Source organism: Vibrio sp. EA2, from assembly GCF_033042495.1.
GTDB lineage: Bacteria > Pseudomonadota > Gammaproteobacteria > Enterobacterales > Vibrionaceae > Vibrio.
Genome location: NZ_JAWLID010000002.1, coordinates 190411 through 212780, shown reverse-complemented (window position 1 = coordinate 212780; position 22370 = coordinate 190411). Strand labels below are relative to the sequence as shown.

At 46.1% G+C, this 22370-nt stretch carries 18 protein-coding genes; 5 read left to right on the top strand and 13 right to left on the bottom strand.

Annotated features, from left to right (window positions below; genetic code table 11):
• Positions 1-5: 5 nt before the first annotated feature.
• The 3 genes from lolA to lrp form a co-directional block, all read right to left on the bottom strand.
• A complete protein-coding gene (gene lolA / locus RXX31_RS05290) occupies positions 6-632 on the bottom strand; it encodes an outer membrane lipoprotein chaperone LolA (protein ID WP_317588052.1) in 627 nt (208 codons plus the stop codon).
• Between the two features lie 76 nt (positions 633-708).
• Positions 709-3780 (bottom strand): DNA translocase FtsK, encoded by a 3072-nt coding sequence (locus RXX31_RS05285; RefSeq protein ID WP_317588051.1) that lies wholly within the window; start codon positions 3778-3780, stop codon positions 709-711.
• Positions 3781-3932: 152 nt separating this feature from the next.
• Positions 3933-4427 carry a leucine-responsive transcriptional regulator Lrp gene (gene lrp, locus RXX31_RS05280; protein WP_317588050.1) on the bottom strand — a complete coding sequence of 165 codons (495 nt, stop codon included), beginning with the start codon at positions 4425-4427 and terminating at the stop codon, positions 3933-3935.
• A 156-nt stretch (positions 4428-4583) separates the two neighbouring features.
• Here lrp and ald point away from each other — a divergent pair, with 156 nt between their 5' ends.
• Positions 4584-5708, top strand: coding sequence for an alanine dehydrogenase (gene ald / locus RXX31_RS05275; protein ID WP_317588049.1), 1125 nt, complete (start codon positions 4584-4586; stop codon positions 5706-5708).
• Between the two features lie 92 nt (positions 5709-5800).
• Here the strand turns inward: ald and RXX31_RS05270 are convergent, their stop codons facing one another.
• Positions 5801-6997 carry a methyltransferase gene (locus tag RXX31_RS05270; RefSeq protein WP_317588048.1) on the bottom strand — a complete coding sequence of 399 codons (1197 nt, stop codon included), beginning with the start codon at positions 6995-6997 and terminating at the stop codon, positions 5801-5803.
• A gap of 90 nt (positions 6998-7087) precedes the next feature.
• The gene (gene cysB / locus RXX31_RS05265; protein WP_317588047.1) at positions 7088-8062 is read right to left on the bottom strand and encodes an HTH-type transcriptional regulator CysB; all 975 of its coding nucleotides are present in this window, start codon (positions 8060-8062) and stop codon (positions 7088-7090) included.
• A 326-nt stretch (positions 8063-8388) separates the two neighbouring features.
• Between cysB and RXX31_RS05260 the strand changes: the two genes are divergently transcribed.
• From RXX31_RS05260 to RXX31_RS05250, 3 genes are all read left to right on the top strand, one after another.
• Positions 8389-9153: a DNA repair protein gene (locus RXX31_RS05260; protein WP_317588046.1), complete on the top strand. Its 765-nt coding sequence runs from the start codon at positions 8389-8391 to the stop codon at positions 9151-9153.
• A gap of 102 nt (positions 9154-9255) precedes the next feature.
• The gene (gene miaE, locus RXX31_RS05255) at positions 9256-10026 is read left to right on the top strand and encodes a tRNA isopentenyl-2-thiomethyl-A-37 hydroxylase MiaE (RefSeq protein WP_317588045.1); all 771 of its coding nucleotides are present in this window, start codon (positions 9256-9258) and stop codon (positions 10024-10026) included.
• Positions 10027-10242: 216 nt separating this feature from the next.
• On the top strand, positions 10243-11199 hold the full coding sequence (locus tag RXX31_RS05250) for an AEC family transporter (protein WP_317588044.1): 957 nt from the start codon (positions 10243-10245) through the stop codon (positions 11197-11199).
• A gap of 57 nt (positions 11200-11256) precedes the next feature.
• On the opposite strand, the gene RXX31_RS05245 is transcribed toward RXX31_RS05250, so the two are convergent.
• The 4 genes from RXX31_RS05245 to RXX31_RS05230 all read right to left on the bottom strand — a co-directional run bounded on the left by RXX31_RS05245 (position 11257) and on the right by RXX31_RS05230 (position 17890).
• Positions 11257-11709, bottom strand: a complete 453-nt coding sequence (locus tag RXX31_RS05245) for a MarR family winged helix-turn-helix transcriptional regulator (RefSeq protein WP_317588043.1) — start codon at positions 11707-11709, stop codon at positions 11257-11259.
• A gap of 244 nt (positions 11710-11953) precedes the next feature.
• A complete protein-coding gene (locus RXX31_RS05240; protein ID WP_317588042.1) occupies positions 11954-15115 on the bottom strand; it encodes an efflux RND transporter permease subunit in 3162 nt (1053 codons plus the stop codon).
• A gap of 2 nt (positions 15116-15117) precedes the next feature.
• A complete protein-coding gene (locus tag RXX31_RS05235) occupies positions 15118-16257 on the bottom strand; it encodes an efflux RND transporter periplasmic adaptor subunit (protein WP_317588041.1) in 1140 nt (379 codons plus the stop codon).
• A gap of 469 nt (positions 16258-16726) precedes the next feature.
• Complete coding sequence (locus RXX31_RS05230) at positions 16727-17890, bottom strand: benzoate/H(+) symporter BenE family transporter (RefSeq protein WP_317588595.1); 1164 nt, start codon at positions 17888-17890, stop codon at positions 16727-16729.
• 99 nt (positions 17891-17989) lie between these two features.
• Here RXX31_RS05230 and RXX31_RS05225 point away from each other — a divergent pair, with 99 nt between their 5' ends.
• Entirely contained in the window at positions 17990-18529 is a 540-nt protein-coding gene (locus tag RXX31_RS05225) for an XRE family transcriptional regulator (RefSeq protein WP_317588040.1), read from the top strand.
• 241 nt (positions 18530-18770) lie between these two features.
• On the opposite strand, the gene RXX31_RS05220 is transcribed toward RXX31_RS05225, so the two are convergent.
• The 4 genes from RXX31_RS05220 to RXX31_RS05205 form a co-directional block, all read right to left on the bottom strand.
• Entirely contained in the window at positions 18771-19694 is a 924-nt protein-coding gene (locus tag RXX31_RS05220) for an ACP S-malonyltransferase (protein ID WP_317588039.1), read from the bottom strand.
• A 76-nt stretch (positions 19695-19770) separates the two neighbouring features.
• On the bottom strand, positions 19771-20388 hold the full coding sequence (locus RXX31_RS05215) for a malonate decarboxylase holo-ACP synthase (RefSeq protein ID WP_317588038.1): 618 nt from the start codon (positions 20386-20388) through the stop codon (positions 19771-19773).
• 19 nt (positions 20389-20407) lie between these two features.
• The gene (gene mdcE / locus RXX31_RS05210; RefSeq protein ID WP_317588037.1) at positions 20408-21208 is read right to left on the bottom strand and encodes a biotin-independent malonate decarboxylase subunit gamma; all 801 of its coding nucleotides are present in this window, start codon (positions 21206-21208) and stop codon (positions 20408-20410) included.
• The gene (locus tag RXX31_RS05205; RefSeq protein ID WP_317588036.1) at positions 21201-22358 is read right to left on the bottom strand and encodes a biotin-independent malonate decarboxylase subunit beta; all 1158 of its coding nucleotides are present in this window, start codon (positions 22356-22358) and stop codon (positions 21201-21203) included. Before RXX31_RS05205 ends, mdcE begins: the two co-directional genes overlap by 8 nt.
• Between the last annotated feature and the right edge of the window lie 12 nt (positions 22359-22370).

Below are 22370 nucleotides of genomic sequence, written 5' to 3'. Positions count from 1 at the left end.
ACCTATTAATTCCTTTGGTCATCCACTTCCACACCTTTTGGAATCGTGAATGTGAATCGGTTGGCTTTTGGTTTTCCAAGCTTTACATTGCTGAATGTGAACAAGCCTCTTTGGCCGTCTTGTTCAATCACATTAAAGCCTTTCACAATCCCTTTTGCATCGATATTAATCTGGAAACGACCTTGTGTAGAGTCGACTGCCGTCGGGATGAGTGTGAACTCGTTACCTTTTTGAGAGACTTTGTAATTTTCCCAATCACTGGCGCGATTACGAGTCAAAAGTACAAAGGGGGTTTGTTCAGCCGCTTGCTCTTGCCAGTAAATACTGACCTGCTCGATGAACGGGCTGTAATACCAAAGTGTTTTACCATCAGACACCAACAAGTTTTCATCTGGGAATGTGGTACTCCAACGGAATAAGCTCGGACGTGCGATTTCAACCGTCCCTTCCCCTTCCATCACCGTTTCCCCTTCCGGGCTGATGACTTGTTGAGAAAAGTCAGCACTGAAACCTTCGTTAATGGCCAAACGCTTGCTTAACTCTGTTTTTGGGGATGCGGCGTACACCGTTGAGAATAAAGAGAAGCTTAAAACAAGCGCGGAGATGAATTTCGCAGAAAATCGTTTTTTCATTCAAATACCTATCACTGGGGTCGAAAGACCGAATATTACTCACCTCATTTGGACTGAGGTGAGTAAGACAAGTTCATTAATCTTTTGGCGGTGCAGGTGCCAGAACTTCACGGTTACCGTTGTGACCAGGGGCACTAACGATACCTTGTGCCTCAAGTTGCTCAACGATTCGAGCTGCTCGGTTGTAACCAATCTTAAAGCGGCGCTGAACGCCTGAAACTGATCCGCGGCGCGACTGAACGACGTGCTCAACCACCTGATCAAACAATGGGTCGACATCTTCGTCGGCTTCCATCTGCTCGCCAGGGAGCAAACTTTCCGGACTTTGTTCGCCACTGATGATCTCGTCAATGTAGTTTGGTTTACCGCGCGCTTTCCAGTTATTCACGACAGCATGCACATCTTCATCTGAGGCAAACGCGCCGTGTACACGGGTGGTATGGCTAGAGCCTGGCGGCAAGTAAAGCATATCACCCATACCCAATAGTGATTCTGCGCCACCCTGGTCCAGGATAGTACGAGAGTCCGTCTTGGTGGAAACCGTAAACGCCACACGTGTTGGGATGTTGGCTTTAATCAAACCAGTAATGACGTCAACCGATGGGCGCTGAGTCGCAAGAATCAAGTGAATACCCGCTGCACGCGCTTTCTGCGCCAAACGTGCAATCAGCTCTTCCACTTTTTTACCGACCACCATCATCAGGTCAGCAAATTCATCCACGACGACAACGATGTATGGCAGTTTTTCTAATAGCGGTGGTTCAGTGTCCATGCTATCGCCTTCTTGCCAGAATGGGTCGTGTATTGGGTGACCCGCTTCAGCCGCCATTTTCAGCTTCTCATTGAAGCCTTTTACGTTACGAACGCCGAGTGCTGACATCAGTTTGTAACGACGTTCCATTTCACCCACACACCAACGCAGGGCGTTAGAAGCATCTTTCATGTCTGTCACAACTTCAGATAGAAGGTGTGGAATGCCTTCATAAATGGAAAGCTCCAACATTTTCGGGTCGATCATGATAAAGCGCAGATCTTCCGGAGACGCTTTGTACAGCATACTCAAGATCATGACGTTCACACCTACCGACTTACCCGAGCCAGTAGTACCGGCTACCAGCACGTGAGGCATTTTAGCAATATCAGCAATAACCGCTTCACCCGCAATGTCCTGACCAAGTACGACGGTTGTCGGCGATTTAGCTTGCTCAAATTGAGGGCTACTGATGACATCCGACAGGAATACGGTCTGACGACTCATGTTCGGCAGTTCCAAGCCGACATAAGGTTTACCCGGAATCACTTCCACAACACGTACCGCCATTGCCGACAGTGCTCGTGCCAGGTCCATTGAAAGGCCAGAAATGCGGCTAACTTTCACACCCGGCGCCAGATCCAGCTCAAATCGAGTGATAACAGGACCAGGGTAAATGCCGACAACGTCCGCTTTAATTTTGTAGTCCGCCAGCTTACTTTCAACTAATCGTGCGACCTGCTCTAGCGCGTCACGATCAATGAAGTTCTCGCGTTTTTCTGGGTGATACAAAAGCTCAAGTGTTGGTAACGGCTCTTCAGGCACTGGCAGGTTTTCTTCCTGTTTCATCAAGAACGGATTCTGTGTTGCCGCAACTTTAGCCTGTGCACCAGCAACCATGTCCTGGAATGCAGCCACGTCTTGATCACCTTCTGCGACCTCTTCAGCTTCGGCCACCGAAGTGGGCTCAAAGGATGAGCTCGTTGAAGGTTGAGAGTTTCCTGTGTGTTGGCTTGATTGCGCTACCGACGGCTCTGGTTGAGGTGCGGCTGAATACACTGCAGCCTCAGGTTGCTCAGCAACATACTCATCTTCATCATCGAGCACATCAAAGTTAGAAATAGTCGGCTCAATATGCTGGCCAGGTTCCGTTTGATCCGAAATGGTATCCAGAGAAGCGTTATCGATAATCGGTTCTTCAAATGGTATCGATTCCGCTGGAGTCTGCTGTTCTTGCTCCGCCGCAAACTGAGCATATTCAGAGTAATCCGGTTCAGTTTGGAATGGTTGCTCACCCGCCACATCATCTTGAACAGGACGCGTAGGCTCTGCATGATGTTGTGTCGATGTTGATGTTTGTTTGGGTTGCGCTTCCACCGCCCAATCGTCTGCTTGCTGAGCAGCGGCTTCCAACTCTTCAATCGTGACATTCAACTGTTTAGTACGTTCCTGAGATGGGTCAACGTGACTCATGCTGAATGCCTGCGTTTGTGGTTCTGGTTTAGGTGCAGCCTCTTCCGCAGCAGGTGAAACAGGTTTGGCCGAATCCGCGACAGGTTTTGAACGGCGCGATTCCGGTTGAGTTTGCGGTACGTAAATAGGATATTCGTGCGGCGCTTGTTTAGGCTCTTCGACATCATAGGCTGTAAGATGAGGAAGCAGCTCTTCATCCTGTTCGTCATCAACACGTTTTCTCGCCACTTTATCGTCAATAAACTCATCCAGCTGAGGCTCTAGCATTTCCTGCTCAGAACCTCTCAGTTTATTAGCGATGCCACTGACTAACTCAAGAGTACGATCGCCAAGCCATTCAACAATGTTTAACCAGGAAATACCGGTAAAAAGAGTAAAGCCCGCTCCCCATAAAAACAGTAGAACTAGCGTGGTGCCTAGTACGTTGAGAGTAGGCAGTGCCAAACTCGACAGGACGTCACCGACAACGCCTCCAGATGAGAAGTACCAGATATCATCGAAGTTAATATCGGCCAGACCACAACTGGTCATAATGAGGACAACAAGACCAAGTAATCTTGTCCCCCAAAGCATAAGATCAATTGGCTCGTCTTCGCCGCGCTTACGACAAAGCACCCACGCCGCCGCTGCCACTAAGAAAGGCAGAGGGTAGGCCAATGAGCCAAAAGTAAAAAATAGAGTATCGGCTAGCCAGGCACCAAATAAGCCACCTGCATTATCGATCTCCCCTCCCCACGCGGTTTGGGACCAGGAAGGATCGGCCGGGCTAAAGGTAAATAACGCTACAGCAAGTAATACCGAGCTAAGAACGCCCACAATAAAGCAGCACTCTTTCAAGCGTTGGAAGCCATTTAAGCGTGAAGACTGAGGCTCTTCACTGGTTTTGATGATGGTTTCGACTTTCTTTGCGTTCTCTTTGAACATAAATCAACTTGAATATGGAAATGAAATAGGAAATTACAAAACATTCCGAGCGGCATAAAGCCGCTCGGTAAATTGATTTAACCATATCAAAGAGAAAAACCCAATTACTCAATGCCGAAAGCGGAAGCATATACCGCTTTCTTTGCAAGAATTTAACGAGTTTTAATCACAAGCTGGTTAGATTGTTTCACTTCTTCCATAACAACGTATGTACGAGTGTCGTTTACACCAGGTAAACGGAGAAGCGTATCGCCAAGTAATCGACGGTAAGCACCCATATCTGATACACGAGTTTTAAGAAGATAGTCAAAATCACCTGATACTAGATGACATTCTTGGATATCATCCAGTTTTTGAACCGCAGTGTTAAACTGTTCAAACACATCCGGTGCACCGCGGTTTAACGTAATTTCAACGAACACTAATAGTGAAGCATCCAAAAACTGCGGATTCAACAACGCAGTATACCCTGTAATGTACCCCTGACGCTCTAATCGACGTACACGCTCCAAACACGGCGTTGGAGAAAGACCAACACGTTTGGAAAGTTCTACGTTCGAAATACGACCGTCTTTCTGCAGCTCATTAAGAATGTTGCGGTCGATACGGTCTAGTTCCTTGGACGGCTTTTTATAGTTGTCTGCCATTTTTTATTCCACCTTATTACTTCCTTGCAAAAAAATATACTACAACTTTTTAATATTTGGTGCCAAATTTTACAAATCTATAACTATACTAGTTATTAATTCGATAATAACACCCTACAAATAGTTAATATAACCATTATAGAAAGAGGATACAGGATGATCATTGGCGTACCTAAGGAAATCAAAAACCACGAATATCGTGTCGGTATGATCCCAGCAAGCGTGAGAGAGTTAATCTCACATGGTCACCAAGTTTTAGTTGAGACCAACGCAGGTGCCGGCATTGGTTTTTCAGACGATGATTACATCGCTGTCGGCGCATCCATTCTCCCTCATGCTGCAGACGTTTTCGCGCAAGCAGACATGATAGTAAAAGTTAAAGAACCCCAAGCAGTTGAGAGAGCTATGCTCCGCGAAGGGCAAATTTTATTTACTTATTTACACCTAGCACCAGATTTTCCACAAACTGATGAGCTAATCAAGAGCAAAGCTGTCTGTATAGCCTACGAGACTGTAACAGATAATATGGGTCGTTTGCCACTGTTAGCACCAATGTCTGAAGTCGCAGGTCGGATGTCTATTCAAGCAGGTGCACAAACGCTAGAAAAATCTCATGGTGGTTGTGGTTTACTACTCGGCGGCGTACCAGGTGTTGGACCAGCGAAAGTGGTCATTATTGGCGGTGGTGTCGTTGGTGCAAACGCAGCTCGTATGGCTGTTGGTCTTCGTGCAGACGTCACTATTCTTGATCGTAATGTCGATACTCTGCGTAAACTTGACGAAGAATTCCAGGGTCGCGCTAAAGTTGTTTATTCTACAGAAGACGCTATCGAGAAGCATGTTCTAGAAGCAGATCTCGTCATCGGTGCCGTTCTTATCCCGGGCGCAGCAGCGCCTAAACTAGTGACAAAAGAACATATTGCGAAGATGAAGCCAGGCGCAGCGGTTGTTGACGTTGCTATCGACCAAGGTGGCTGTTTTGAAACTTCTCATGCGACCACACACGCAGAGCCAACTTACATCGTTGATGAAGTCGTTCACTATTGTGTAGCAAACATGCCAGGTGCCGTTGCACGTACCTCTACTTTTGCGTTGAACAACGCTACATTGCCTTACATCCTGAAGCTGGCAAATAAAGGCTACCAAAAAGCACTTCTTGACGAGAAAGGCTTCCTTGAAGGTCTAAACGTGATTCACGGTAAAGTGACTTGTAAAGAAGTTGCGGAGAGTTTTGATCTGGAGTACGTAGAAGCCGAGCAAGCGATCGCCATGTTTAACTAATGACAAAATAAATCATTTTTGTCACGTTTTGTTTACAAAAGCCCACAATTAGGTGGGCTTTTTCATATAGAGCATTTAGGTATAAATAATAACTACCTCTTATATGCGCAAATTAAAATGTTTCGGGGTGTGACAGATTTAGCGCAAAATTCCGACAATCTGGCACGATAACCATGTTGCTCAAGATAAAGTGCTTTATCTAATGCTAGCCAAACCTCTAATGGACGTTGAAAAACCAATTGTATTAAGCTCATTCTTTCCATATGCCAAAAGCGTTCTTCCGCCAACTTTTCGAACGCGTTGAACTCAATCGACTGACTAATATCAATCTGCTTTTGCTCTGCCGCCCAAAGACAAAAAGCCTCAAACCCTTCACTTAATTGTGACTTACGAAGGCTAGGAACTGGTTGATATTCTTCAATGCCGAGCACCTGACGAGTGATCAGATCAAAGCCAAGCCTGAAAATCATTTCTTGCTGACGATGACGACGTACACGTTCCCCACCCGTCACGGTTTGTTGCAATGGGATACGAAGTTCTTGTTTCGACAGCACTAACGTAGAGTGTTGAGCAATCTCGGACAATGGTTGATACTTTTCGCGCTGAATAAGGTGATAACAGCAGGGAGAAATCGTCATTGCCGAGATCCCTGCTTCACAGCCGTACTGAAGCAAACGAACATGTAAATCACCACAAGCATGCAAGGCTACGGCATGCTGCGTGGGTTTGAAAATCGCTTTCGTTTTAACATCAAACGCATTGCCCTGAATAAACGTCATTTTCCATTGATGTTCATTCGCCGCCAACTGCCCTGACTCACACAAGGACTGTTGATATTCAAAGCTGGTAACAGGCTGACCCGTTTGTGTGGTCAAAATGCGTCCAAGGTATCCCTTACCCGAGCACCACTCTAACCATTCTTCACCATAATGGCTCTGGATTGCGGCTTCTCCCATGGCAACTATTTGCTCAAGTTTACGACCAGGAACACCGCTGTCTAAACCGCGGTCAAGTGCCAGGCCTTGGAGTGGTACCGTTTCTAATTGAGTATGCTCAGACAGTGATTTAAGTACTGGTAGATAAGCGCTAATTTCACTCAACGCTTCTTCTGGTTTTGCTTTTAAGCGTTCAATATCAAGGGGAGACAGTGACGCTAACCACTGACAAAGATTGGGATACTGTTCTTGCCAAGGTAGTACTGGATGAATGCTGCTTTGGAATGGATCAAATCGCCACAACGATTGGTTGTCAATCAGACAGTCATTAATAAATTGGAATCGAGTGTTCATTAAGCCCCCACCACACTAGCGGGGGCGAATTATATACCTAACCAACCCTTTCAGGAACACTCGGCTTAGATATGGACATATAATTCATGGTTATCGGATTGGAAGGTCGATATCTTTAAACATCTCTTCGATTTCTACGTTTGACTTCAAAGAGATGGCTTGCTCTACCACAGGGCGAGTTAAGTGAGGCGCAAATCTTTCCATGAAATCAAACATATAAGAACGAAGGAAAGTACCACGACGGAAGCCAATACTGGTGGTGCTTGCGCCAAACAAGTGGCTCGCATCTATCGAAACCAGATCACTGTCTTGCTTTTCATCGACGGCCATACTTGCAATCACACCAACACCAATGCCCATACGTACATAGGTTTTAATTACATCCGCATCGGTTGCTGTAAATACCACGCGAGGAGTCAGGCCTTCACGGTTAAATGCAGTATCAAGTTCAGAGCGACCTGTAAAACCAAAGACGTAAGTCACCAGCGGGTAAGCGGCTAAATCATGGATGCTGATGTTAGCCTTCTTCGCTAGAGGGTGATCTTTCGGCACAACGATCGAACGGTTCCAGTGATAACAAGGTAACATGATTGCGTCTTGATAAAGGTGGAGTGCTTCCGTCGCTATCGCAAAATTCGCCGTGCCTTTTGCGATCGCTTCTGACATTTGAGATGGCGTGCCCTGATGCATGTGTAAAGAAACTTTAGGGTAACGAGTCGTAAAACCTTTAATGACATCTGGTAAGGCATAACGCGCTTGTGTGTGCGTCGTCGTAATGTTCAGGGTTCCCATTTCAGGATGCGTATGCTCACCCGCTACCGCTTTAATACTTTCGACACGTCCAAGGATTTCTTGAGAAATTCGAACAATCTCTTCGCCCGCACCAGTCACCTGAGTTAAGTGTTTACCACTTCGCTCGAAAATTTGGATACCCAGCTCATCTTCCAGTAACCTCACCTGCTTACTGATACCTGGCTGTGAGGTGTACAAACTTTCTGCGGTGGCAGACACGTTCAAATTATGGTTTACAACCTCAACAATATACTTCAGTTGTTGCAGTTTCATCGTAATCCCTTACTCGTTCCCGAGACACTAAAATCGAAAGCTAAAACGATCACTCATTTTGAGCGATATAATAATTAGTTATAACGCGACATACGCTAAATGAACAGTAATTTCTAACATATATCTCAAACTCATACTAAAAAATTAGAAGCAAATTAATATGCGCATGGTTGAACCGTTTAAATGCTGCTTTATAGATGTGAGCGAATCCATATAAATTAAAACGTGTGACGGGCTAAATAATCCGATAAATAGGGTGCCTTGCTTGTTGAGATTCATGTATTCTTTGTCGCTAGCCGTAGAAAACTGAAAGCAGACACAAAGATATGAATATTAGTTTAATAATCGCTTTGGTAGCCATCTTATTGGTCTTAATCCTAGGCTATAACATGATGTTGCAATACAAGGTCAAAGTAGAAACGGCAAGGAGACAGGAATCCGCTCGCTACGTTGCCTTAATTGACGGTACTGAAGAACTTATTGGTCACGCTCACCATATCCCTTTCAGCCCAGACCTTCTACTATGCCTAAACAATCGCATTCTTGATGCTTTAGAAAACATGCAAGAGCTCGATCCAAAGAATAAACACCTATCGCAACGGATAGAGAGCCTCAAGCAGCAAATTGTACAGTTGAAATTAAACGAGCAAGCCAGTGACAGTACAACGTTCAAGATGCCAAACAGCGATAAACAAGCGATTGCAATGCTGAAGCTGGTAAAACGCCTGAGAGATACGGTCCGTAATGAACACAACAAAGGTCGCCTGGATACTCAAACATACGTCAGTGAAAACGCGCGCTTGGAGACGATCCAAATTCGTATCAATATCGAGAACGTCATAAAAAGAGCCAACGACTCTATTGCGCGTGGTCAACCAGGTACTGCACTTCAGCTTCTGCGTAAAGGCATTGATGCGTTAAGTACCAAAAATGATGCTTATTCAATTCAGGCCAAACAAAAGCTAGAAGAGATGCTGGGTGATTTAGATAAAAGACGCCAAGATAAAAACAACTCAGAAATTCAGCAACTGGCCGATAAAGAGCGTGACAATGATATGGAAGTGCTCTTCGGCGAGAAGAAAAAGTGGTAATATCCACCCAGCTTTCCGCCCAAGGAAAAGGCTGCTCTGGCAGCCTTTTTTATATTTACAGTCCCGGTGGATAAAAATCAGAACGTAAAGTATTAAATTAACATGATAAATTTAGACGCCTACCAAGATCTTCTCGCTCCGATCAATCAGTTTCTACAATGCAGCACACCTGACGAGTGGGTTGAAGAAGCGAAAAAACCACAAAACCTGCAAACCATCTTGTTGGATCACTTGCTTTGCGAACTCAAAGCAGGTCAATCGGCAATGTTTTTGATCCGAAAATACGCCGTCGACCAAACCAGTTCTCACGCCTTATTGGATTGGTTTAAGCCGTATGAAGACTTCGCTTATCGTAATGTGGGCTCTTTAGAGACCTTAAAAGGCAAGAGTAATATTTCTAAATCAATCATGGCGAAATCAGACTCTCCGTATAGTCAGGAGCTGATTGATAAAATGGTGCTTTTGATTAAAGAAGAGTTACACCATTTTTATCAAGTACTTGAGATTATGGAAAGTCGTGGAATTGAATACCAGAATATCCCTGCGAGTCGCTATGCGAAAGGCCTTATTTCTCATATGAAAACGCACGAGCCGGAGACATTGATCGATAAGTTGATCATTGGCGCATACATAGAAGCTCGCTCATGCGAGCGCTTTGCGAAACTGGCACCACATATGGAAGAAGATATCGCTAAGTTCTATATCTCGCTGTTGCGTTCTGAGGCTCGCCACTATCAAGACTACTTAGTGCTGGCTGAGCAAATTGCAGGGAAAGACATTAGCGAACGCATCGCATACTTTGGTCGCGTCGAGGCGGATCTCATCCTGACCCCAGATGAAGACTTCAAGTTCCATAGCGGCGTTCCTGTTTAACGAAGTAAGACCAAGCACTCCTCACAGCCGGGCATCGTTTTCAAGCGTCCGGCTTTGTTATTTACTAACCCTCGTTACAAATGAATAAAAACGGCTTGTCGCTAAAAAAGAAAGGGGTTTATCCGCAAAGATAATTTCATCATGCCACTATTCCCCACCCCCTCATTTGTGGCTTAATAGCTAAACAATAATAACGTTTCGCTACGGGATACCTGAATGGACTCAGTTTTACATCAGTTGCAATTTTCTATATCGATTACAGGCCCCATCTGTTTGATGTTAGTACTCGGCGTACTGTTTAAACGAATTGGCCTAATTGATAATAACTTTATCGATGTCGGCTCCAAACTGGTGTTCAAGGTGACGCTTCCTGCCATGCTGTTCATTAGCATTGTGTCTTCAACACATGACTTTTCTTCAGCCAGTCATTTCGTCAACTACGGTGTCATCGCCAGCATTTCGTTTTTTGTTTTTACCTACCTTTCCGTCAAATTCTTATTTCCATCCTCCCCCGATCAAGGCGTGCTTATTCAGGGCGGATATCGAGCCAATACGGGCATCATAGGTCTTGCTTATGTGTCTAGTGCTTATGGTCCAAAAGGCGTAGCGATAGCCGCACTCTATGTTGCAGTGACCACCTTCATCTATAACGTTCAAGCGGTGATCTGCTTATCGCCAAAAGGGGCAACATCCGTCTCTCAGGCCGCGAAGTTGATGATTCGCACACTGACTAAAAACCCACTGATTATTTCCATTGTTCTCGGGATGCTTTTTTACGTCCTATCTATCCCGGTACCTCAAATTGCTATTGATGCGGGCAACTACTTGTCGAAGATGACATTACCGCTCGCGCTGTTATGTACAGGTGGTTCATTAAATCTACGCTTAATGCGGCAGGAAAAAGGGCCATCGTGGTTTGCCAGTAGTTACAAGTTATTGGTCGCACCAGCAGTAATAACACTAGGCGCTTATTTGGTGGGGTTCAGAGGTGTCGAGCTTGGCATTTTGTTCTTTATGAACGCCTCGCCTGTTGCGGCTGCAAGTTATGTTATGGCTCGTTCGATGGGGGGGAACTCTGTGCTGGCGGCAAATATTATTGCCATGACCACGGTGCTTTCTACATTAAGCTGCACCCTAGGAATCATTATACTGAATTCTCTGCAACTGATTTAAAACATAAAGTCGGCAGGCAGCTATTGTATTACCTCGTTGGTTGCGTTCCTCTCATGCTCAATCATGGTTGGCAAGCGTAACTTTCCTCACCAGACGCTTGAACTCCAGCGATTCCGATTCAGATAAACAAGAAAAGAAATCTCGTTGCAGATTGGCCATGATCTCATACACCTTGTGCAGCGTAGTTTGGCCATCCGCTGTCAGGCTCAACATTTTTATTCTTCGGTTGTAGTCACATTTAGAAATCTGCACTAAACCGCGCTTTTCCAGATTATCGACCATACGCTTCGCTACACTGCGTTCACAAAGTACCGCATTCGCTAATGCTTGCTGACTCATTGGCTGAAATTCTTCGATAGCCGCTAAAGCACTCGCCATTTCTAAGGTGGTTAAACTTTGACGGGATAATTCTGCCTGTGCGCGATTTCGATACATGCGATGCATCACGCCACACACGAACATAGGACTCTTGTCCAAAACGCTGATGGGAGAAATCTTGTTTTCTTTCATAGTAGACTAATTTGTATATGGCTCGGGTCTATGATACTTCTCATCGCCTTTAATTTACCGGCTACGTTCCTTTATCGCACTGATGAATCACTGTGTGATTGGCTTATCCAAAGGAGCGTAAACCTTGTTAAAGCATAAGACGTTGTTATTACAACGTTTAACAAGTGTACATAAACAAAGAGCGCCGAAGCGCTCTTTTATTACAAAACTATCAGTAGTATACCTTAGTTCAAACCATTAGGGTCTACTTTGGTGACTCCGATTCGTGAGCCAAGGCCTGTTGCTGTTCCTCTTCCTGCTCTTTTCTCGCTTTGCGGTCAAACAAACGTTCAACCACAACAAAGAAAATCGGAACAAAGAAGATACCCAACAATGTCGCACTCACCATACCACCAAGTACGCCGGTACCTACTGCGTTTTGACCCGCAGAACCTACACCTGAACTGATTGCCAGAGGCACAACGCCAAGACCAAACGCCAGTGAGGTCATGATGATTGGACGAAGACGCACTCGAATCGCATGTAACGTTGCTTCAATAAGTCCAGCCCCCTTCTGGTAGTAATCTTTGGCGAATTCCACGATCAGGATGGCGTTCTTAGTCGCCAGACCAACGGTGGTCAATAGACTCACCTGGAAGAATACATCGTTGTCCAAGCCTCGTCCCATTACCGCTAGTACTGCACCAAGCACACCCAGAGGCACGACTAATACAACCGCAAACGGCACAGACCAACTTTCATAAAGCGCAGCCAATACGAGGAAAACAACTAGAATCGACAACGCGTATAGCATTGGAGCCTGGTTTCCGGATAGTCGCTCTTCATAAGAGATACCTGTCCACTTCACCTGGAAGCCTTCAGGTAACTGTTTTACCAGCGATTCTATCTCTGCCATTGCGTCACCAGTACTAACGCCAGGAGCAGCACCACCTTGAATGTTCATCGCAGGCAGACCATCAAAACGTTGCAACTGAGGAGAACCATACGTCCACTCACCATAGGAGAACGCAGAGAATGGCACCATGTCACCATTGGAGTTACGCACGTACCAAGAATCAAAGTCTTTCGGCTGCATACGGAACTCAGCATCACTCTGCAACATCACCTTCTTAACACGGCCACGGTCAATGTAGTCGTTGATGTAAGCACCACCCCATGCTGAAGACAGGATTTGGTTAACGTCATCAATGCTCACATTCAAAGCGCGTAGCTTCGCGTGGTCAACGTGTACCTGGTACATCGGCGCATCAGCCTGACCGTTAGGACGTACACCAACAAGATTTGGATTTTGTGCCGCCATGCCAAGTAGCTGACCTTGCGCTGCAACCAATGCATCATGCCCTTGGTTCAATGAGTCTTGAAGGTAGAAATCAAAACCGGTGGCATTACCTAATTCCTGGATTGGCGGTGGCGCAAAGGCATACACCATCGCTTCTTTAATCGTCGAGAAATAACCCATCGCTCGACCCGTTAATGAAGCTGCATCCATTCCCGGCTCTTTACGCTCTGACCAGTCCTTCAAGTTGATAAATGCCATACCCATATTTTGTCCCTGACCAGCGAAACTAAAGCCAGCCACAGTAAATATCGAGTTCACAACTTCTTTTTCATCTTCAAGGAAGTAATCACGCATCTTGTCGAGTGTTTTCTCGGTTTGCTCCTGCGTTGAGTTCGGCGGCAAAATCGACATCGAGAAGATAGTGCCCTGGTCTTCATCAGGTAAGAAAGACGTCGACAGATTAACAAACAGCCAACCTGCACCTGCAGATAAGGCAACAAACAACAGCATCATACGGCCAGTGCGTTTAAGCAATTTGGCGACGCCCGATTCGTATCCTGAAGTTAGCGAGTCAAATTTACGGTTGAACCAGCCAAAGAAACCTTTCTTCTCAGCTAATTCCGCATCGCCCTTTTTCAGCAACGTAGCACACAGTGCTGGCGTCAGGATGATGGCAACCAGTACAGAAAGTGTCATTGCTGCAACGATCGTGATCGAAAACTGACGATAAATAACCCCGGTAGAGCCGGTCATAAATGCCATCGGTACAAATACCGCAGACAGGGTCAAGCCGACACCAACCAATGCACCAGTGATCTGCCCCATCGACTTTTTGGTCGCTTCTTTAGGTTCGAGCCCATCTTCATGCATCACACGTTCAACGTTCTCTACGACGACGATGGCATCATCCACCAGCAAGCCGATTGCCAGAACCATCGCAAACATGGTTAAGGTGTTGACGCTAAAGCCTGTCGTATACAAAACAGCAAACGTACCCAGCAATACCACAGGAACCGCAATGGTCGGGATAATCGTCGCGCGGAAGTTCTGTAAGAACAGGTACATGATCAAGAATACGAGAACAATCGCTTCCAGTAGCGTCTTCACCACTTCATGGATCGATGCTTGAACGAAAGGTGTGGTTTCAAACGGGTAAGCAATCTTCAAACCCGCAGGAAAGTTTTCTTGCAACTGGCCTAAACGCTCTTTTACTGCTGCTGCGGTTTCCAGCGCGTTCGCTCCCGTACCCAAAGAAAGACCTAAGCCCGACGCAGGGAAGCCATTGTATTGACCCTTGATGTCGTAACTTTCCGCGCCACGTTCAACACGAGCGACGTCTTTTAGGTAAACGTTCGCACCGCTGGTATCAGACTTAAGAATGATATTTTCAAACTCTTTAACACTGCTTAAGCGACTGGCAGAAGAGATGGTCGCATTCAGCAGTTGTCCTTCTTGAGATGGTGCTGCGCCAAGTTGACCTGACGAAACCTGAGCGTTCTGCTCACTGATCGCACCTGCGACATCAATTGCAGTCAGATTAAACTGGGTCAGCTTGAATGGGTCTAACCAAACACGCATCGCATATTGAGAACCAAACGCCTGAACCTTACCCACACCGGATACACGGCTGATTGGATCTTGAATGTTAGATACAACATAATCAGCGATATCATTTTGTGTGTAGTCTGGATCTTCCGAATACAGCGCCACCACCAATAAGAAAGAGGTATTCGATTTCTCGACCACGATACCTTGGCTTTGCACTTCACTCGGCAATGACGTCAGGGCTAGCTGTAGCTTGTTTTGCACCTGAACTTGCGCAATATCAGGATCAGCTTCGCTATCAAACGTTAGCGTGACCGTCGCATTACCAAACGCATCACTGCTTGATGAAAGGTAACGTAAGTAGTCAAGACCCGTCATATTTTGCTCAATAACCTGCGTTACGGAGTCTTCAACCGTTTTTGCAGACGCCCCAGGATAACGAGCAGAGATAGTAACCGTCGGCGGTGAAATAGTTGGATACTGCGATACTGGTAGATTCATCAGGGACATGATCCCCGCCAGCATGGTCAGAATAGCCAGAACCCAAGCAAAGACCGGACGATCGATAAAGAATCGTGCCATGATTACTCCTGTTCTCCGGTTTGAATGCTTACAGAACTACCCGGCCCTACCTTTTGCAGACCAGCCGTAATGACTTTATCGCCCGCATTCAGGCCGTCGATAATACGCCATTGATTATCAACCACTTCTGCTGTCGATACCGGAGTTGCAACGACTTCGTTATCCGCGTTAACAACCATAACGGTCGCTTGTCCTCTTGCATCACGAGTGACTGTATTTTGAGGCACAAGAATCGCTTCAGGATCCACACCCGTAATTACCGTAGCACGAACAAACATTCCCGGTAGAAGCAAGCCATCTGGATTAGGGAATTCCGCACGCAACGTCACACTGCCGGTGCTTTCATCGACGTTGACTTCGACAAACTTCATTGTGCCTTTATGGGCATAAGTTGAGCCATCTTCTAATTCTAAAGTCACTTCAGCTGACTCATCCTGTTGGATGTGTCCTTCAGCCAGAGCAGCTTTCAGGCGCAGCAACTGAGCAGATGACTGCACTATGTCGATATTAATAGGATCAAGCTGTTGAATTGTCGCTAATGTGTCAGCCTGGTTTGCGGTAACCAAAGCACCAGCGGTGACGCTTGATTTACCAATAACACCGCTGATAGGAGCCTTAACCTGGGTGTAAGACAAGTTGATTTTCGCGGTATTGATTGCCGCTTTTGCAACTAACGCTTGAGCTTTTGCTTCTTTGTAAGCTGCCTCTGCTTCATCAAGATCTTGTTGACTGATCGACTTTTTAGAAATTAGGGCACGGTAACGCTTAACCGTTGCAAAGGTTGATTCTTCAGTCGCATTCGCTCGAATCAATTCCGCTTCAGCACTTAACAAAGCCGCTTGATAGGTTGAGTCGTCAATTTGGTACAGAGATTGACCCTGTTCGACAACACTACCTTCGACAAAATTACGTTCCGAGACAATACCGCTCACCTGCGGGCGGACCTCTGCCTCTTTAAACGCACGGCTGCGGCCCGGTAGCTCTACGGTTAACATTTGACGAACTGGCTCAACAGTCATCACTTCGACTTCTGTTGTCTGTGCAGCACCACCACCTTGGTTCGCTCCTTCTTGACTTGGTTGGCATCCGGCCATAAACAGGCTCGACGCAATCAACAGCGATAGCGTAGTTTTACGTCTCATTAAACATCTCTCTTCTTACTTTCTCTAAAAACCATTTAGGGAAAAAACCCTAAGAAATTACGGTTATAATTGCTATTGTGATATTCAAAAATTACTTAGGATAATAAATATCCATTGTTGTACATACAACAACATTTACACTTCTATACGCATGCAGAATGCGTTTGTCCAAAAGGTGTGCTTTAGATCTCAGAACGAAGTATTTTGCGTTGGAAATCACACTTTTCTGTGGGCAATAACATAGCTCAATAAACAAACAAAAAGATGACAAAACCATCGCCACGCTGTGCAAAAAATTGATCTTAAGTCCAGTGTTATTTCCTAAACGCTTAAAAACTATTTCATCGATAACTAAAAGTAATGTTAGTTAATGCACCAAGAATGGCCTCGATTTATTCGAACATTCTTACTTTTAGTACGAGTTTAGTAGTCAGGATCAACCAGTAGCACATTTTTATCTTTGACGATGTTATGCACGACTGACCTTATGAGTTAAACGCAGATGCATCATCCCCACTAGCAAGCCCCATAATGTCGCGCTCACACCAAGAAAACTGATCCCAGACAGAGTGATAAGAAAGGTAAAAAGCGCTGACTCTCTGTATCCTTGATCATGAAATGCTGATTGCAGACACATCATTAACGTGCCTAACAAGGCAAAACCAGCCAGAATTTTTGTCACTTCATCAGGTAATGATAGAAAAATCGCCACCACTGTTGTCGCAAACACGCCTGCAATCAGATAGAAGACTCCAGCCCATAGTACTGCGCGATAACGTTGTGTTTTGTCGCAATCTACCTCCGGTGTCATACAAATTGCTGCTGAGATCGCAGCAAGGTTGACACTAAAACCACCAAATGGGGCTGAGAATATATTAGTAATGCCAGTGCCTATCAAAATAGGTTTCACTGGTGTGCCATATTGGTAGCTTTTCATCATCGCAATACCAGGCAGATTCTGCGAAAGCATCGTGATGATATAGAGCGGGATAGATAAGTTCAGCATGGCACCGAGATCGAATCCCGGCGTTACCCATACTGGCTGAGCAATAGACAGTTCCTTGATGTTAATTACCGCGCCTTCCACGCCAATAGCGCATACCACACCTAAGATCAGTAGTATCAACATTGCGTATCTTGGCATCGCATTCTTCGCCAATAAAAAGCCAGCAAACATAATGAGAAAGGTAATGGGTGCCCCGCTAACGGCCTGAAAGCTTCCCAAACAGAACGGTAACAAAATAGCGCCAAGCATTGCAGTCCCCAATTGTGGAGGAATGCGTTCAAGCGCTCGACTCAACGGCGTAATCAGACCAGTTAATAAGATGAGAACACCGGAAAGGACAAAAGATCCTATAATGACCGGCAGCTCATACTGCTGTGAAGCAACGACTAACATTGCTGCACCGGGCGTTGACCACGCGGTCAAAATCGGCGTTTTATACAACCAGGAGTATGCGATGGAGGTAACCCCCATTGTGACCCCCAAGGCTAACAACCAGCTTTCTATTTGATTAGGTGTTGCGCCAGCAGAGGTCGCCGCCTGAATGATGATCACCACCGAACTGGTGTAGCCGACTAACACAGCCGTAAACCCTGCTGACAAGTGACTTAAATTGAACAGTTTTTTCATCATTCGTTTTTCCCTGCTTTGTGGTAAAATCTTCGTGCGCTATAACATACAACAAAAAGATAACACTGTGCGCAATAACGCACAACAAGGTATTTAGTTATGAATGAATCCGCATTTAAATCCGAGATTGCTCATCACCTAAAATCTGAACGGAAAAAAAGAGGATTAAGCTTAGATGCCACGTCAAAATTGACCGGGGTTTCAAAAGCGATGCTAGGGCAAATAGAACGACAAGAATCCAGCCCTACCATTTCAACACTTTGGAAAATTGCCAGTGGACTGGACACGTCATTCTCCGCGTTTTTTGCCAATGACCCAGAACTACGCTCCGCTGATCACGCCTTCCCTGAAGACGCGAAGATGAAAGTGAATACACTATTTCCGTATAAAGCAGACTCTGGCTTGGAAATGTTTGAGATCACCTTGACCGGACATCATCGCCAGATGTCTTCTCCACATGGTGTCGGTGTGATTGAACATATTCACGTGCTTAGTGGTGAAATGAATGTCTACTTCAATGATGAATGGCATCATTTGGCAACAGGAGAAAGTATTCGCTTTTTTAGTGACCAACCGCATGGCTACGAAGCGGCGACTGAGAGCACCACGTTTCAGAACATCGTTTGTTATCCGAGGTAAGCCTACCCTTCAACAGTGATTGGAACAGAGCTCCCATTCAAGCACGTAAAAACGTTCAAAAAGTGTATAAGCCTCAGATTAAAGCCTATATTTTAAAGACCAATGCCCCAGTCAGTGCACGAGTTATAGTGTGCCTGGTATCGAATAGTTGGGCTTTATTTCTTCCTGTGTTTAGCCAGAGTGTTGATGCTCTGGCTTCTTTTTTACGTTGCGTTTATTGGCAGTAACGTACTTCATCCAATTAACCTGCTCTCTTTACCCACTCTAGGGTATTGTCTAATTTACTGGCGTCGAGGCTGATGCATTGTGTCTGGCTCATTGATGACTGACAAAGGGACGTGAGCACCGCGCCCGGAGAGCATTCCATGGCCAGTTTCACGCCACGCTGTCCCATCATCGACAAGGTCTCCCACAAATTAACGGTCTGGCACATATTAAACGCTAAGTCGTGACGTATTCTCTCTACATCATTTAGCACACGAGCTCGATTCGCACTGACATAAATGCTCTCTGGTCGGTTGAGCGTTACCTTTTGCATTTCGGTATACAGAACCTCCGCCTGGGGAGCGAGCAAATCACAGTGAGAAGGAACGGAGACGTTAAGACGTCGAGCGCTGTGTGCCTGTTTGTTGACTGCTTGTTTACAGATGTACGCCAAATCGTCAGACTGTCCAGACACGATGGTGGTATTTTCAGAATTTACGTTCGCCACATACACGCAGCGCCCCTGCTCTCTCGCGAGAGAGACAAGTTCGTTCACCTGAGCAAGTGGAAGGCCGATGATCGCGGCCATGCCATAACCACTTGGGTAAGCCTGAGCCATCAGTTCTCCCCTCAGAGACACAATATTAAGTCCTTGCTCTAAATCTAAAATGCCACTACAAATCGCTGCGGTAAACGCTCCGATAGACAGTCCCATCATATAGTTAGGTTTCACACCAAACGCTTTAAGATACCGATACTGAGCATACCCTGAAATAGTGAGCGCTAACTGAACATTCCTATTGGAGCTATTCTCGTCAAGGTTATCAAACTTCGTTGGAGAGTAACCCAGTACTTCCTCCACCTGTTGCAGAGCAGACTCGACTTCGGAGTGACAAGGTAACTCCGATATCATGTTAGGTCGTTGCGTTCCCTGTCCGGGAAAAGTCATTAGAATACTCATAACCACAGTTTCTCTGATTCGAGTGGATGCCCGGTGCTACCAACGAAACCCGGCATAAAGAGGATAAATTTGAGGACTATTTCGCCCAAGGATTATTAGTCAGAAGTGGACCCGTGTCCGTTTTTAGCAGTACTTTCGACTTACCACGACTGTTGACCCACTCCCTTAGTGCCACTGCACCTAAAGGGGTTTCTATCTGCGTGTCGACCTTACAAGGTAAAGCATCCAGTTGATGGTTTAGGGACTCTAACATTTGAAAAGGCAAAGGTTCGGTCAAGTACAGCGTCATGTCGATATCACTGTCCTGATGGGCACATTGCATTCCTGTTGCCAACTCGTAACCTAAGCTACCAGTTACGCCCCACTCCACGCCATGCCGTTCGCATATTGTGTTTACGTCGGTCAGTGTTTGAAATGACGTTAAATTACTCGACTGCCAGTACGCCTGAGCATGTTTTGACTGAACAAGCTGCTTAGGCGTAACAGACTTGATGACCGATGATTTACACGCCCATGCAGCCAAGCGTTCACTGCGTTTTTTGCCTCTCACGCCAACCGGGATTAGGGTATGACGATTAGCCCGGCGGACAACAACCGGCAGTGAATTATTGTGGCGTGCGTACCAGCTTGGAGAATCATTTCCTTCCAAGGTGAGATCATTAACCCACAATAAGTCATGAGCGTTGTAGGGCATAAACAGACTCCTTGTTCGCCTAATCAATCCATGCTTTCTGCATCTGGTCACGAATATCACGTGTTGCGCGTCGATTCTCGCCCTGCAAGCGATGTGACCAATCATTCCCATTAATATTGATATCTTCTAATGCGGCAGAAAACAGAGAGCGGATATGGTCGATATCTTGCCTGCTAGGCTGTCCGGCGTTCTCAACAGTGACCAGTTTCCACAACAATCCCAAAGTATTGTAATTGTTGATATCGTATGCCATTGGCGGATGCTCTGCTGCCAGTGACTCTAGCTGTTCGATCGTACGTAGTGTCACTTTGGCCGCAGAAGCTTTTCCCATCGCATGTACGCTGCATTGCTCGTCGTCTAAGGCTATCAATCGAGAAGCCTGATAACCATGAGCGAGAAAGCCACCTGACATCGCTTTACCTACAATCAAACCTAATACAGGGTGACCAGCTTTACGTGCCTGAGCATACGCATTGGCCGCTGCCGCCAAAGACAAGTGAATTCCATAAGCTTCTTCACGACGACCATAAGCTTGTGAAGGAACATCAATAATGGCCACGATAATAGACTTGGTGTGGCTGTCTTTATCGCGTTCAACAATCTGATTCACCGCCTTCGCAACATTCCATCCTTCCAGTAGCCCAACTTCACCGTTTCTCGCTCTTGGGAACGCGTTATTGCTGTCTTGAGTCACGTTGATATAACGCGTAGCAAGACCATTAAACTGATCATCAACGACTTGTACTGACGGAGGAAACCCAGCGACAACTTGACCTTCAGAAGCTAATGCTTTCATCCAAATATCACCTCGTTTACTCATCGGCCTTGCCTCCTGCTAAGTCTATACATACTTGTGTCGGTGTTGCCTGAACCGATGTATCTACACGATTCAAGATAGAAAGGTAGTGTTCAATTTGTTCACTTCTGGTTATCTCTGGCTTGCCTGACAGCAGAGCGTCAACCAGCTGTTGTTTAACTGTGCTCGCGTCGTCATCCACCAAATGGTCAACCAGCTTGCTGCGATATCTCTGCTCTCCCCCTGTGATTCCCCAAATGAATGGTCGGTCAGACGAATCATATTCTGCGATTCCCGCTTCTTGTTCGATAACCGCCGGGCCGTTTAAGCCTAATCTCGCTTCGCGGGTAACAATAAGCTTGCTGCAAAGCGCTGCGGCAATTGACATACCACCAAAGCAGCCAACCGCGCCAGCAACAATCCCCACAACCGGAACATAGTCGTTAAGCCCGATAATGGCAGAATGAATGTCTGCAATGGCGGCCAGACCAAGGTTAGCTTCCTGCAATCGAACGCCGCCCGTTTCCAATACGACAACCACTTGAGTTTTCACACCGCGTTGATTGTCTTGTAGTGCAAGGTCGAGTGCGGCTGCGATTTTGGCGCCAGAAACTTCCCCAATGGCACCACCCTGAAAACCACCTTCAATACCGAGCACAACGCAGCGCTGCCCATTAATTTGCCCTAGCATGACTACACCACCATCATCACTTTGTGAGACGATGCCCTGCTTAGGTAACCATGGGGAGGTTAGCTGCGCTTCACAGCCCAACAGTTCCTGAGCGGAGCCTTCATCAAACAGATACTGGCAGCGCTGACGAACCGACATTTCCACAAAAGAATGACCACATAGTTCGCTTTCATTAGTTACAATGCTTTGCTGTTCTTCTAGCTGCTCTAATGCCTGAGCCAGTCTGAGATTAATCACGCCTGGTGTCGCACCAAAGTCATTAATGGTGACACACATTGCCTCGCCTACCTCATCAAATGCGCGAGATAAGATCACTTGCCATATTTCGTGGCGGTGATTGATCGAAGTTGAAATCTTCACATCAATTTCCGGATTTGAGTTTGGCTGCAGCAAAACTTCTAAGTCACCAGACCCAACGTTACCGACCCGCACATTTTTCACCATCGAGTGCTGGCCGGGATAAGTAAATTGCAGTTGTTCCATTGCTAAGATTCT